12 protein-coding genes and 1 pseudogene are annotated in these 14,787 nt (G+C 39.9%); 5 read left to right on the top strand and 8 right to left on the bottom strand.

The genetic code is table 11. The features are described 5' to 3' along the window. Window positions 1-8: 8 nt before the first annotated feature. The 6 genes from KXZ66_RS03685 to KXZ66_RS03660 all read right to left on the bottom strand — a co-directional run bounded on the left by KXZ66_RS03685 (window position 9) and on the right by KXZ66_RS03660 (window position 4,621). Entirely contained in the window at window positions 9-593 is a 585-nt protein-coding gene (locus tag KXZ66_RS03685) for a TetR/AcrR family transcriptional regulator (protein ID WP_021481272.1), read from the bottom strand. A 114-nt stretch (window positions 594-707) separates the two neighbouring features. Continuing rightward, window positions 708-1,130 (bottom strand): spore coat protein, encoded by a 423-nt coding sequence (locus KXZ66_RS03680; protein WP_128746954.1) that lies wholly within the window; start codon window positions 1,128-1,130, stop codon window positions 708-710. 133 nt (window positions 1,131-1,263) lie between these two features. Next, entirely contained in the window at window positions 1,264-1,983 is a 720-nt protein-coding gene (locus KXZ66_RS03675) for a YebC/PmpR family DNA-binding transcriptional regulator (protein ID WP_003233863.1), read from the bottom strand. A 159-nt stretch (window positions 1,984-2,142) separates the two neighbouring features. Further along, the gene (phrH, locus tag KXZ66_RS03670) at window positions 2,143-2,316 is read right to left on the bottom strand and encodes a phosphatase RapH inhibitor PhrH (protein WP_003242557.1); all 174 of its coding nucleotides are present in this window, start codon (window positions 2,314-2,316) and stop codon (window positions 2,143-2,145) included. Continuing rightward, on the bottom strand, window positions 2,306-3,436 hold the full coding sequence (gene rapH, locus KXZ66_RS03665) for a response regulator aspartate phosphatase RapH (protein ID WP_021481275.1): 1,131 nt from the start codon (window positions 3,434-3,436) through the stop codon (window positions 2,306-2,308). The genes phrH and rapH overlap by 11 nt, the downstream gene beginning before the upstream one ends. Window positions 3,437-3,598: 162 nt before the next feature. After that, window positions 3,599-4,621, bottom strand: coding sequence for a hypothetical protein (locus KXZ66_RS03660; protein ID WP_163138486.1), 1,023 nt, complete (start codon window positions 4,619-4,621; stop codon window positions 3,599-3,601). A gap of 212 nt (window positions 4,622-4,833) precedes the next feature. Between KXZ66_RS03660 and KXZ66_RS03655 the strand changes: the two genes are divergently transcribed. The 5 genes and pseudogenes from KXZ66_RS03655 (at window position 4,834) to KXZ66_RS03635 (ending at window position 9,024) form a co-directional block, all read left to right on the top strand. After that, complete coding sequence (locus KXZ66_RS03655) at window positions 4,834-6,720, top strand: ribonuclease YeeF family protein (RefSeq protein WP_219144809.1); 1,887 nt, start codon at window positions 4,834-4,836, stop codon at window positions 6,718-6,720. 12 nt (window positions 6,721-6,732) lie between these two features. Further along, on the top strand, window positions 6,733-7,128 hold the full coding sequence (locus tag KXZ66_RS03650; protein ID WP_029317425.1) for an immunity 22 family protein: 396 nt from the start codon (window positions 6,733-6,735) through the stop codon (window positions 7,126-7,128). 84 nt (window positions 7,129-7,212) lie between these two features. Continuing rightward, window positions 7,213-7,520: pseudogene (locus KXZ66_RS03645) on the top strand (hypothetical protein). A 189-nt stretch (window positions 7,521-7,709) separates the two neighbouring features. After that, window positions 7,710-8,837: a Rap family tetratricopeptide repeat protein gene (locus tag KXZ66_RS03640; protein WP_095432148.1), complete on the top strand. Its 1,128-nt coding sequence runs from the start codon at window positions 7,710-7,712 to the stop codon at window positions 8,835-8,837. Next, a complete protein-coding gene (locus KXZ66_RS03635; RefSeq protein ID WP_003240078.1) occupies window positions 8,827-9,024 on the top strand; it encodes a hypothetical protein in 198 nt (65 codons plus the stop codon). Before KXZ66_RS03640 ends, KXZ66_RS03635 begins: the two co-directional genes overlap by 11 nt. A gap of 300 nt (window positions 9,025-9,324) precedes the next feature. On the opposite strand, the gene drmB is transcribed toward KXZ66_RS03635, so the two are convergent. Then, window positions 9,325-11,214: a DUF1998 domain-containing protein gene (gene drmB, locus KXZ66_RS03630; RefSeq protein WP_038828358.1), complete on the bottom strand. Its 1,890-nt coding sequence runs from the start codon at window positions 11,212-11,214 to the stop codon at window positions 9,325-9,327. Beyond that, the gene (locus KXZ66_RS03625) at window positions 11,215-14,781 is read right to left on the bottom strand and encodes a helicase-related protein (protein WP_038828360.1); all 3,567 of its coding nucleotides are present in this window, start codon (window positions 14,779-14,781) and stop codon (window positions 11,215-11,217) included. Window positions 14,782-14,787 lie beyond the last annotated feature (6 nt).

Here is a 14,787-nt window from a genome sequence, read left to right as displayed (position 1 = left end):
ACCACATGTTAATCAAGCACTGATAAACTCACGTCAACATGGTCCTGAAGACGATCCATATCTGCCGTCACTTTTGCAATAAATGTCAGTGACAGCCTGCTCTGATTCAGGTACCGGGCGAGCGCAGATATATCATGATCTTCGCCATTCAATTCTCCTTGATCCTTCGCCCTTAAAAGCGCCTGATAAAAAGCGTCCTCAAGCTGCTTGGATTGTCTGTCAAAATACCGGGCAAGCTCAGGGTCATGCGGGATCTGTTCAATCGCACTGTTCATAATGTAGCACGCCTTCGCCCGCTCCGGATCCCTCAGGGCATTGACACCCTCCTGAAAAATATCACGAATGGCTTCCTTTACAGATCCTGGCGCTTCAAGCCTTTCCATAACTGCAGCGTTTTTCCCTTCAAGATACGATTTCACCGCGGACAAAAACAAATCACGCTTCGTGCCATACGTATCATACAAGCTCTGGCGCGCAATGCCTAAATGAGAGAGCAGATCCTGAAGAGACGTTCCTTCGTAGCCATACTCTCCAAAAACCTCTATCGCCCTGTGAAGAACAAGCGCCGTATCAAATTCTTTATTCCTCCCCAAAAAATGATCACCTCCTGAAACAAATGTTACCATTTTCCAGACTGAACAGTCAAGAAAAAAGCTAAAAAAACACTCTTGATCTGCAAGAGTGTCCTCTTTTTATCATCATCTTCTTTATTTATAACCGTCTTTTCCCCAGTGGCCCATATGGTGGTGATGGTGGCCATAATGACCATCATGATGGTGGTGATAATTATCCTTTCCAACATGGTGATGAAGATTATCTTTTCCATCATGATGATGGTGATAATAGTGGTGATGGCCATCATTTTCATGGTGCATGTTCGGATAACTTACAGTTCCCGGAGAGCCTCCATAGCCGCCGCTTGGGTAACCGCCGGATCCTCCGTATCCTCCGTACGTTCCATATCCCGGATAGCCGCCGACACCTCCATGTATGCCGTGATCTGGGTAGCCTCCATACATGCCAAAGCCCGGGTGGCCTGTGCTTTGCATGCCATAGCCCGGATAGCCAATACCAAAGCCCTGATAATGACCAAAACCAGGTCCGCCATACATATGTCTTGTATCAGTCATATTCACTCTCTCCTTCACATAGGTTACAGTCCAGAGTATGAGAATATCTTATAGATCGTATAGGCGGCCGCCTACATACAGCTAAAACAATTTCCAGGACAAAAAAAGCAGGCCATAACAGCCTGCTCACTCCTTACTCACCTAAATCAACGTTATGATATACCTGCTGAACATCTTCCAAATCTTCTAATGCATCAATCAATTTTTCAAACTGTTCCTTTGCATCATCCGGAAGCGTTACTTCACTTTGCGCAAGCATTGTCAGCTCCGCTACTGTAAATTCCTCGACACCCGCGTTTTTAAACGCCTCTTGCACCGCATGGAATTGATCAGGCTCAGCATATACGATCACGCTGTCATCCTCTTCTAAAATGTCACGGACATCAACATCCGCTTCCATCAGGATTTCAAGCGCTTCGTCAGCAGTTTTGCCTTCCACACCGATTACAGCCGTCGCGTCAAACATGTAAGCAACAGATCCGCTCACACCCATGTTTCCGCCGTTTTTCCCGAACGCCGCACGCACTTCCGGCGCCGTACGGTTTACATTATTCGTCAGCGCATCAACGATAATCATTGATCCGTTCGGCCCGAAGCCCTCATAACGAAGCTCATCGTAATTCTCTTCCGCTCCGCCCTTCGCCTTCTCGATCGCACGTTCAATGATGTTTTTCGGCACGCTGTAAGTCTTCGCACGCTCAAGCACAACCTTCAGCGCCTGGTTGGATTCCGGATCAGGCTCGCCCTGTTTCGCCGCCACATAAATCTCACGGCCAAACTTCGCATAAATCCGACTCGTATTTGCGTCCTTAGACGCCTTCTTCTCTTTAATATTGTTCCACTTACGGCCCATGATGTTCCACTCTCTTTCATATATATCAATCTAAATACTGTTATTCACTTTATCCATTATACCTCAAATGGTTTGGTTGTTTCGAGTGTCTTGCGTTAGAAATAGAAGGAATGCCGCGATGTGGAAAATGGAACGTCTTCCGTAAAGCAAGAAAAAGCCCTAGCTAAGGGCTTTCTTCTGATCACTAAGTTTGTAAGGGGAATGATCGATATACGTCGTATTTCGATCTGTTGATTCCTTAAATCCGCCGGAGTTTGTCAGGGTTGGAAACGACATGCTTCCGAAAACTAGAGTAACAGCCAGACACATCATCACTTTTTTCTTAATAGGCATATAAACACTCTCCTTTTAGAATATCTTCTTGGGCTTTCAGCACTTTCCGATAAAACGCAGCAGCTTGTTCAAAGTGACAGCTGCTTTCAAAAACAGCGGCAGCACTCCGGGCACATGCTTCAATGTACGCGTGCAGGTTCTTTTTTTCGAAATAGCTTAAAAGATCATGAATTTTTCGTTCGTCAACAGTCTCCTTGTACACGGCCTGCAAGAACAGAAACAATTCTTTATAAAATTTGTGAGAACGTGCTGTGATATGGTCTAATCCTTCCTCTATGAACTGAAACGCCTTCTGTGTTTGGCCCGCTTTACATAATGTCCAGCTTAATCCAAACAAGACTTTCGGAAGCAGATCAGGCACTTTCTCTCTGCTTACTTTCGCCGCTTTTTGGAAATGTTCTACAGCCATCTGATCATCTCCTGATCTGTCATAGCTGTTCGCGATGTTCAATAGAGAAATGGCGATAAACCTGTCATTTTGAATGTCCATTGCCAATTCCAGCGCCGCCTCTAAATGCGGGAGCGCTTTATCATAATGTTTGAAATCATCATAGTTGCCGGCGATCACAAACAAGCTTTGTATCGTTCTAATGCTGTATAGGGGATTTTTTTGATAAATGTCTAAGGCTTGAAGAATATGATGCATCGACACATGGGTTTGCTTCATGTGATAATACGCTTCGGCCACTTTAAAATGGAATTCCGCTTTCTCAATTTCATCTGACACAAACGGCAGTTCTTTCTCCGCCTCGCGATAATACCCGATCGCTTCCACATATTCTTTTTGATCAAATTCATACATGCCGCGGAAAAACAAAGAGTAGTATTTCAAAAGGCCTGTGAGTTTTTTCTGAGGGGTCTCTATCGTTTCAAGAAGCTCTGTCACTGTAGGGCGATTCCCGTAAGGTTGTCCCGGCTCCAAATAATCCAGCATCAGCTGGTGCCGGAAACACATCAGAGAATAATAGATCAGCAAATCCTGATCCTCTTCCATCCTCTGAATGTCCTGCTCCACCTCCGCTTTCAGAACCTCAGCATCCGGAACACTGAACTGGCGAATCATTTTATACCATTCATTAATCTTAACACCTACACGCGAAGACGGTATGGCTTGACTCAACGGCTTCCCTCCTTCTCTATGAGATATGTCATATTCTATCAATCCCAAATTTTGAAAACAATACGAAAGGAAGAAATTGTTTTTTCATCCTGTCAATTTGTTTTTTTCGTAAAAAAGAACCCTTTATGCAAGGGTCTTTGTCATTCTATTTCATATACGTATTCACTTATTGTCAACCACAACAAAATCCTGAACCTTCACCTGTTCCTCAGGCAAATCAAACTGATAAAGCATCTTCTTAGAATGGATATCAAACACACCCACATAGCCGCCGATGCCCTTTTTATGCTCTTTCTGGGCGACTATATACAATAAATTCCCCTTAAACTTCGCCTCCATATAAGGGAAATTCAAACTATATGTATGAAAAGAAAATCCCTTCCCATACTCCAGCAAGTTCGCCTCACCCTCTTTGTCCTCGTACGCCACGTAAAAACTGCCGCTTTCTTTGTCATAATACACAGTATCTGCATATTCAAGATCTTCAGGATACGGAATATATGTCGTTTTCCATGTCCCTTTTTCAATCACAGTCAATTCATGCTCCGAGCTCGCGACAATAAATTCCTCCGAGTCTGCGAATTGATCAGCGTACGAAGCTAAACTCAGGGTCTCAATCATTTCCTCTGTTTTTCTGTCAATCACGTAAATAGCCATGCTTTGAATGATATAAATATAGTTCTCATCACTGGCCCCCATCGTGACAAGCGAAGGCAAGGTAAGGCTATATTCCTTTTTCTTTTTTCTGTCATTTATGTGGATCTCATTTCCCGTCGTATCAACATTATAGGCCTTAACAGAGACATCCTTCTCCTCATACCAAAACGCAAATGGATCTGAAAGCGGATGCTCTTTGATCGCATCCTTCTCCAGCGTGTAGTAAAAAGGCTCGTGTTCCGCCAATAATACAAGTTCTGTTGATGCATAAGATTTCGTTTGAATATAAGGCACATCCGCCACCTTAAACGTACGCCTGTTAAACCGTTCGCCTGTAGAGGTTGAAACCAGCACGCTTTCTTTTATGAAAGGATTGGAGTAGATAAAAAAGATGCGGTCTTCTTCGGGGTGGATGGCGGAAGATTGGACAGGAATACTGTCTTTATTGCGTAACTGAACATACAGAACAAACAGGATGACACATACCATTAAAACTAATAAACCAAATGTAATCCGTTTTTTCGTCATCAACATGCTCCTTAAAAAACAATATAGAATACAAACTTCCAAAAAATGTGTAGCAATCAATATCATTTCGACCATGTTTCCGCCAATCCCTCCACGAATAAAGACACATGCCAAATGACTCATTTTTCCACCAAAACACGTTCTCACACCCACCATCATCCCACCCCGTGGTAAAATTTTGATATTGAGTGAACAAAAGAAGGGAAATGGTCATGAAAGTATTTGAAGCGAAAACACTGCTTTCGGAAGCGGCAGACCGTGCAAAAGAGTACAAAGAACTAAGAACGCAAATGGTTAATTTGAGAAAAGCATTAAAAAGCGTCGCTAATCTCAGTGACAGTGAATTCTCAGGTAAAGGCGCCAGCAACATCAAAGCCTTCTACCACGACCACGTCGGCGTCACCGACCATTGGATCGACTACATCGACATGAAAATCGCATTTTTCAACAGCATCGCCGGAGCCGCCGAGGACAAAGGCCTCTCTGACGCATACATCGAAGAATCCTTCCTGAAGCATGAACTGGAAAATGCGCACAAAAAATCGAAATCCATCATGTCTGAACAGAAAAAAGCGATGAAAGATATCTTAAACGATATCGACGACATCCTCCCGCTCGACTTGTTTTCAACAGAAACCTTCAAAGACGAGCTGGCTGATGCCAACGACAAACGCAAAAAAACACTGGAAAAATTGGACGCCTTGGACGAAGACCTGAAAACAGAATACGCCCTGTCAGAACCAAACGAACAATTCATCAAATCCGACTTCCAAAAGCTCCAAGAAGCAACGGGCAAAGGAAAAAACGCAACACCCATCCACTACAACGCCAAGGCGTACCGTGAGAGCGACATACATAAGAAAAAAGGCGACATTGAAAAGCGGACTGAGGCTTACTTGAAGATTAAGAAAGAGGAAGCCAAGGAACGCGAGATTGAGAAATTGAAGAAAAAGCTTGCGGATGGGGTATCTGACCCTGATGAATATTTAGAAATTGCGAAGAAGATTGGGTATGAGAACCTTGAGCCTGCACAGTTACAGTATGTGGTGCAGCTTGAGCAAGCAAAACAGCTCGAAGAAGTTGGTGAAACCACATGGGAAGTTCTGAAAGGAGTTGGAGTCGGTCTCTACGATGTCGCTAAGGATACTGTGACTGGTGTTAAAGATTTAGCTGTCGGAGCGTGGGAGTTTTCCCAGCTCTCCGAAGAACAAAAATTAGCCAAAACAATTTCAACTGTATTGAAGACACCTTCTTATGCAAAAATCATATGGACAAACATAGCAGATTCATGGAATGATAAAATGGTTAACGGTGATGCATACTCACGATCTCATTATATTACCTATGTAGTCGGGAGCCTCGTCGGACTAAAAGGTGCTGGCTCTGTTGTGAAAGTAACAAGTAAACTTGGTAAAGCAGGTGCTGCCAAAATCGATAAAGTGCTTGAAGCTGGAGAAAAAGCTACTACTAGACATGTAAAGACAGGAATCCAGAAAACAAAAGATTTCAGCAGTGCTTTAAAAGGTAAAAATCAAGTCGCTTTTGCAGGGATTGCTCAGGATATTGAGAATACGCATAATGTAAAGAATACATCGCTTCTGAAAAAAGAAATTGAAGAACAGAAATCAAATGCATTGCAAAAAACTGAAAGAAAAACACAGAACATAAAGAAACCTAGAAAAACAATAATTCCTACAGTAAAAAGTGGTGAATTTAATAATTGGTTCAACTCATTAACAACGAAGCAACTTGATGAGCTTTGGACAGATAAGAAAGTTAGAAGAGCAATTGAAAGACAATTGAGAGCACCCGGCGGCATGCACGAATGGCATTTAGTTTCTCGGGCCCCTACTTTCAAACATTGGGGAGTTACAGCTGAACAAATTAGAGATTTAAGAACTGCCATAAACAAAGTCGAGTTTGTGAATCCAGTTGGTAAACACGGAGGATTGGGTTCAACCGCTGCTCATAATGAATTGCTAGGAATTATTGATTCATCCTTAAACTATAATATGTTTGTCCGAAGATTAAATAATTGGGCGAACTATAGGCTAAAAGGTGGAGCGGCAGCACTGCCAGAAGGATTAAGGACTAAATAATAGGAGGTTAATATGGAACGTCAAAATTTCGTATCATTGTGGATTGGAAGTATAAATGATGATGAATCATTAAGTAAATATGTTGAATTAGATTACAATGAGGATGAAGGTGATTTTCTTCCTTCCCAATTTTTAATTGATTTTGATATAGATATAGATGAATTAGATGAAGATTTTATAGAAAAAGTTGCACATGAAAAAAATTGTAATAATTTATCTGAACTAATTGGCGGCTGTTCGTACGATAGTGTCATCTTACCTCGATTTGAGAACATAGTAGGTACCGCAATTCCTGAACACATCAATGCTGCTGTTCTTTTATATAATTTTGAATATGACGGCAGGGAGAAAGAAATAAACGATAAAAACTATTCATTTAAATTTATTGGTGCAGTATCCTATGTTTAAGTAAAAAATTCTAAATAAATATGAAGCCCTCTTACTCGAGGGCTTTATTTTTATCTCATCTCACTTTATAAAAGGAGCATCACCTTGACAGTAAGAAAAGAAATAATAAAGCAAATAAATTTAACAATCACCGTAATAAAAACAATTAATCAAAAGAATCCAACTCCAATGATGAAAAACATATTAAAAAGATATGAAGAGGCAAAAGAATTTATCCAACATTCAGAGGAACAATTCGAATAAGACCTCTCTAAAGTTTTAAAAATAAACTAGATACTCTGACAAGAGCAAACCTAGAATCAGATAGCGACTACATGAATCCGATGCTCAAAGAAATGCATAAGACAGAAAAACTGCTAAAAGTGTATGACGAAACGACTACTCAGTCGTAATAACCGCAATCCTAACTTCACGAATTGAGTTTCCGCTAACCTTCACAAAACCAAATATAACGCGAAACACCCAAACTGCCATTTGCGGACTGCACCGAAAATTTTTTTTGCGGTTGCTCAACCCCTTCCTATTAAATTTCAGTATTGATAAAATTTACATAATTAGTGAGAAGAGGAAGGGTGAGAAGTTTGGGCAAGATTTCGTCTCCGCACATTGGGATGAAAATTAATGAGTGGAACCGGCATATTCAAAAGTTTAATGTGACAGATGCTGAAATGCTTAAAGCTGAGATCGAACGGGACATTGACATTATGGAAGAAGACCAAGACCTCTTGATTTACTATCAGCTCATTGCATTTCGCCATCAGCTTATGATTGACTATGTGATTCCATCTGAAGGAAAACAAATGAAGTTGTCAGAATATTTAAAGAGAATTGAAGGCAACAACAGGAAGATGGAGAAACTAGTTGAATATTACTATTACTTTTTTCAGGGAATGTATGAATTTAAACAAGGCAATTTCTTGACTGCTATTACACTCTATCAAAAAGCAGAAAACACAATTCCCTATATTTCAGATGAAATTGAGCGGGCGGAATTTTATTTTAAAATGGCTGAAGTGTTTTATCATATGAAACAAACCCACGTATCCATGCACTATTCTTCTCAGGCGTATAACATCTATAAAACGCACGATCTTTACTCAGTCCGCCGCATACAATGCCATTTTGTGATCGCAGGTAACTACGACGATTTAGAAAGTCATGAAAAGGCACTCCCTCACCTCGAGCAGGCACTAAAAGGCGCACGGCTGCTTGAAAGCAAAAACAAGCGGATTTACGGCCAAGCTTTATTCAATATCGGAAATTGTTATCTTAAAATGGGCGAATTGACGAAAGCAGCAAAATACATGGAGCAATCGATACTCCAATTCAAAAAATCAAATTTCAACAACTTGACACAAGCTTATCACGATTTAGCCTTAATTTATTTTCTTCAACATAAACAAGACCAGGCAATGGATTGTTTCAGAAAAGGCGTACGCTTCGCATGTAAATTCGACAATGGCCTATTTAAAATCATGTTCGAAGGATTGCAGGCGCTGTTTATCAAAAAAGGAGAAACGTCCATTTTATTAAATGTTTTCAACAAATTAGAGACATCCCAAGGTTATCCTTATATGGAAGAGTTGGCATTATTAGCCGCAAAGTTTTATACTGAAATTGGGCAGATGGATGATTCTGTTATCTGTTTCAAAAAGATGGTTCATGCCCGCAAACAAATTCAGAGAGGGGATTGTTTGTATGAAATTTAAACTGACTTTGTGCGCTGTAATTGCTTTGATCGGTGTAAGCTTTATCAGTTCTTCCTTAGGAAATGAAGTAAACGTGGCATCCAGAAACATGACAAGCAAAGCTGCAAACGATTCAACGAACTCCCTAGCAGACAAAGCCATCTTTGACAAGGAAATGACGATTGCAGAAAACGGAACGCTTGGTTAAGAATGAGACGCAGCTTAGGCTGCGTCTCTTTTTCGGAGGAAACACAACAAGATGTGGAAAATTTTAAAAAACTCACAAACAAAATCAACAAATTTATCTTATTTGCTAAACAACCATAAAACCTAACCCTACCAATTGATAACGTTTAATCTTAATTTCCACAATATATTTTGAAAACTTTATTGATAGAATAAAAATACACAACCATAAAAGTCGAATTTTTAAGGAAGGCAATATTACGTTTATCCCTTTAAATATCATTGGGGACTGAGAGACCTTTATAAGAGCCAACAGAGTTTCTTAGTAAGGGTTATTTATCTGGTCTCTAAAGTAGCCTATCTTCTCATCAATAAGTAAGCTTCTATCTAAATATAAATTCCAAAATTCACAAGACGTTTCCGGAATATGAGAACAGTTATAACAAGCTGCCCCGTTTAAATTATTTACACCTTGTCCTTGTGTTTTTCCGAGCTCTGTACAAACTGGGTCAGAACTGCACCATTCTGCTTTATTTTTAGCCTTGTCTAAAACATTGAAGAATTTCTCTTGTAATCCCAATCGTACAAGCCCACCTAAAGTACCTTCCGAATCGCCCGCAGAAATATAGATTAAAACACCTGCCTGTCCTTCATCTAAATAAAGCCTTTCTCTAATTGATGCACGGTTATAACCACAGACATTTGCAAGCTCATCAATTAGAAAATGGGATAGGGTGTGCAACATAATATTTCTTGGTTTGAGAATTGTATCGTCTCGATGTTCAATATGATTTATCCGTTGAAGGTAGCGCTGGAAATAGTCCTGTACCACCTTAGAGGACTCCCACTGCTCAACCTTTTCCAGGTTTAATTGTAAAAATATCCCTTCTCCGTACACTTCATTTACAGGCAGCCATTTCTCATGGGCATTATCATAATCTTTATAGAGAGAAGGGTAGTAACTGCCGTAATCAATAGTGTTTTTGTAATCTTTGCGATCGAAACCATATAAAGCCGTTGTTTCTTTCAGCTTTAATATCCTAGATAATCGTTCTAAATATGGTTTGTAATAATTGTCGTGGATTTTCGTATCATTTTCATAAATCCATTCAGGTTCGACTCTTAGTTCTTCCGAATTTACTTTGGAGATAAGCTTCTCAAATTCTTTTTGCTTAATTAACCGTCCTGGTTTTTTTAGCTCCTCGTCCGTGTATTCGTATTTTTCTCCAGCTTCTATATACATTAGGGCTTCCTGAATATCCTCATCAGTTACGTCCCCTTTCAATTCAAACCTAAGATTTTTTCTTATAAATTCTATCTTCTTATCTATATCATCTAAAAGAGCAAGATTGGTTTGTAGTAAATACTTAGATGGGGATTGAACCTTTGACACAATTCGATCCACATTCTCGCTGTAATCACCTGGTATAGCCAAAGCGCTAATTTTTTTTGCCATGTAGACACCAATAGAATTTCTCAAAATTGCAACAGGGGCTGCAGAGCATTCTTCTTTTTCTTCTCCACACCATGGACGTTCGCCTTCACAAGTATATTTTTGGGACCCTGTTTCGTTCAGGTTGTCTCCCAAAAAGCTTGTTTTCTTCTCGCCATCACTTGAAGTTGTGATCCCTTGTAATCCACGGCTTTTCTTACACCCTTCACATTCAATTCTCCAAGAGTCAAGTGTTGTCCCCCCGCTCATGCGGATTCTTAAATTGCCTTCACAAGTAGTGTTTTCGTTAGAATGAATCCACTTTCGCCAAGGAAAATCAGATAAATGCCCGTGTTCGCAAATCACTACAAAAGGGACTTGTTTGTAATATCTTTTCGTCTGGCATTTTGGGCAATCTAAATATACTGAAGTCTGATCAAGTTCTAGCTCCCTTAATGATTTGCATGAGCTACAATAGTGCCATCTAGGAAAACGCATTAGAGGCATGACAAGTCCGCTGTTTGGAACAACGTCCATGTCATTTGTAGAACTCTTTCTGAATTCAGGCGGCTTGTAGAATTTGTCCACTTTTAAGATTGATTTTAAGCGTGGTTCGTTGACCGCAAATTCTTCAATATTTTTTGCTCTGTTACCTTTAAAGTCTTTAAACCAGAGGTCTAAAGCACCTACAACGGCTGTTTCACCTTCAGGGCTAATAACTAGAGAACCAGGTCCTTCTGTTCCAACTAGCTTCGAGCGTCTCATTGGTAGATATCGCATTTAATCATCATCTCCCCAAGGTAATTCAAATTCTTTTTCCTCTTTATCTAGTAAAACAATAGATCCTCTGCTTTCAGCATCCACGCTTCTTAAACTATTAATTACAGGAAGGCTGCCAGGATATTTCTCTCCATCATTTGAATTTCCAGCTTGATACATTAAGCCACGCTCTGTATCAGAAACTCGCCAAGTTTCATAACGCCCTTTCAGTACTCCCTTGATGAAGGTTGTAAAGATATCCTTCCACACTCCTAATTGATCTGGATCAATAAGTTCTACTCGCTCTTTAAAGCGATACCGGAAAGAATTAAAACGCTTATCTTTTATAGCGCGCTCTAACTCTTGCCTCGTAGGATATCTTGCTATTTGCATATCTAATCTCTGGCGCAAGAAACCGATTAGTACGGCCGATAACCCCCGTTCCAAGGAAGCTGTAGAGAAAGGGGTTAAGCTTGTGGTTTCTACTTGTGCATAGAGTCTTTGATGGTATTCGTTAAAGTGCTCAAAGTGCGATTTATCACGGGAATTTTGATTGGAATACACGGTTACAATTAAGCCTGGTCTTTCATTAGGGCGTCGTCCTACTCGCCCGCTTACCTGGATATATTGAGCTGTCATTTTAGGCTGCCCAATGATACCCATTAGCGATAAACGATCAATATCGACGCCTACTTCAATAATGTTTGAAGCTAGACACGCTGTAAGGGATTTCGTTCGCCCCTTGCCATCCTTTGTCTCATAAGAAACATTCAAATCATCTATAGTTTTGGAAATTTCATTACTTTGTTTACGGGATGTTAATTCTAGTGGCGCCCCTAAAAATCTCCTCTTATTGAATCCCTCTCTCTTAATTAATGCATCAATATATGTTGGAATATCACTGTTGAATAAATTCAATCCAGCTCCTAAATCTCTTAAGCTGTTATAGAAAGAAAGCAATGTCCAAAACGGATCCCGTTCTTCCTCAGAAAAGCTCTCGACTTCTTGCAAAATAGATGAATACGTCATTACCTGTGCCATTAGGAGGCGGACTCTTGATGTGAAAACGCCGATATACTTTCGTCCTGGCAGGGGCTTTCCATTTTCATCAACGGCCACTTTAGAGAAGAACGAATCATCAATGTCGATACCTGGGCTTGGGAATAATCTTGCGTTTGTTCTTCCAAATAGGCATCTCGCTTGTTCTTCAAATTCTTTAATCGTTGCTGTTGCCGAAATAATTTTAGGCTTAATTGGTGTTTCCCCACGATCATCAATGCATAATTCTTCAATTAACGCTTCATATAATCCCGCAAGTGTTCCTAATGGTCCTGAGATTAAATGTAGCTCGTCCTGAACAATAATTTGTGGTGGTGACACAAACTGCTCTCCCATTTCATTTAATCCAAAGAGTCTTCTAGCCTCAGGCTTCCATGTTAATTGGACAAACTTGTCGATGGTTCCAATTAAGAAGGTTGGTTGTTTCTCATAAATTGTTTCATCTACGAAGTAGACAGGAATTTCATCGTGAAAATCACAATGATTGTCTGGACACGCCGCTAGTAAGCAGTTATCTTCTTTCTTAAATCCAATTACCTTGTTTTCGTTATGCCGAGCCCCTTTTCCCTTAACATTAACCTTGCCGATTTGGCATCCGCACCAAGGGCACCTTGTCACTATTAGGTTTTCAGATCCTCTCGATCTGCTCATTGCATTTACTTGGCTTAAGGCTTCTTTATTTGTATTAGGAGAGGTTTTTGATCCTACCCAAATTCCAATCGAGTAAGGAGTGTTGCCAAGATCACTCTCATTTTCACGCCGCACATACTCCATTGCGCAAATTAATCTAGAAGCCCGCTGGAACTGGTCAGCTGTTAGCAACCGCAAAGTATAGCGCATTATAATATCTACACCTGCATCAGACGGATTTAACAAGCGTCTATAAAACATCTGAAATGCTGCCACCCCTAGGTATGCTTCGGTTTTTCCGCCACCTGTAGGGAACCAAATTAAATCAACTATTTCGCGGTCCATAGAATCCTTTTCCACTAAAGATTGAATTGATAGCAAGAAAAACGCGATCTGAAAAGCGCGCCAGCTATTGCCACAAGAACTTAAATTATTCATTTTCTTTATTAATTCAGCAGATTTCTTATCAATGACTAGCTCCAAGCCTGTATCTAGTTTTTCAAAGTGAGCTGTACGTGGTGTTTTACCGTTAATTTGTTGTAACAAGATAGCTTTGTTTGCCATCTTGAATGCTTGCAATACCTTTGGTTTTTTTAATAGTTTTAACCCTTTTTCTATCCTAACTAAGCTATCCCTACACCGTCCCAAATTAGTTTCAGCAGCTTTTCTCAACTCTTTCTGCAAGCTTTTTAATTCTTCCTCGCGCTTATCAATCCAGTCTTTATATCCCATTACTAAAGGTTGTAAGATTTGAACCAGTTCATCATAGTTCTTAACATTCATTAAAGCTTGCATTTCAATTTTTAAACTTACTTCTTTACCATTAACATTGAGAGTAACCTCCGGTGTCATGCTTTCTGTTTCATATCTTGGGATAAATGTAGAACGGATTTCTGATATGTTTTTAGCATGCTGATCCCAGGTGACGGAACAGCCGTGACCGAATGCATAATTGAATTTGTTTCTGAATAGCAATTCGTTATTCCATTCATCCTCAGTTAAATCTAAATTACGTTGGAAAACCTTGGGATAATTCAAAAAGCTACCTGGCTCAGTCGAAATATGTAAGCGGGATTGGAATACTGTAAACTCATTGACATTATGCCTTGCTGGAGGTTCAGTCACATTTAAAACTGTTACTGTCACTAACGTATACTCTTTTTTTGAGCGACATTGAATATGCAATTGCAAGCTGAGTTTATCATTTTTGTTCTTTGAGTTGTCATAAATATGTAAAGGTAATTGCTTTACACTAACGCTTTTTTTAGAATCAAATTCTGATAGCTCAACTTTTTCTTGAGCGAAAATAGAGGTACGCAACCACCAGTATTCCTCAAACTTATAATCTTTTTGTTTGCCATTCTCTTCGTCTTCGTGATTAATGTCCGCATAGATCTTATGCTTGTCGTATATTCCACCCGAAAAATTAACTGTAAAGGCTCTCGTGCCCTTAGCTAAGCAAAATGTCATCCCCATGCTTGAAGGCATTGCATCTTTTTGTTGAATTTTGGGAATGGTGTCATTTAGCCCTGATTCTTCATCTATTTCTTCTGTTTTCAAATCATCTATTTGATCATAAAACTTGTCTTGTAGTTCGTTGTTAACTACCTCTACTATTAGCTCTTCTTCTGCTTCTTCAATTTCAAGTTTCATGGGATACAGCATTCCTGCAGCATACCTGCGCGAAGGAGTGTCTCTTTGGATTACCTCTTCCTTTAGAGTTGCTTTGTTCCAATAATAATTAGTGTTTAAGTCATCGAAACTATTAAATTTTGTATTGCCGATAACATTTAAGGGCTTTTCAGCATTATTAATATCACTAGGACCGACGATTTCTTGCTCAATAGAATCAATAATAAGCTCTCGGTTATGCAAAGCCTTTTCTAACTTTTTATTCATACTTGA

It is taken from the genome of Bacillus sp. LJBS17, from assembly GCF_019334685.1.
Classification (GTDB): Bacteria; Bacillota; Bacilli; order Bacillales; family Bacillaceae; genus Bacillus; species Bacillus subtilis.
The sequence above is the reverse complement of the archived record's forward strand: the minus strand, read 5'-3'. Positions and strand labels throughout refer to the sequence as shown.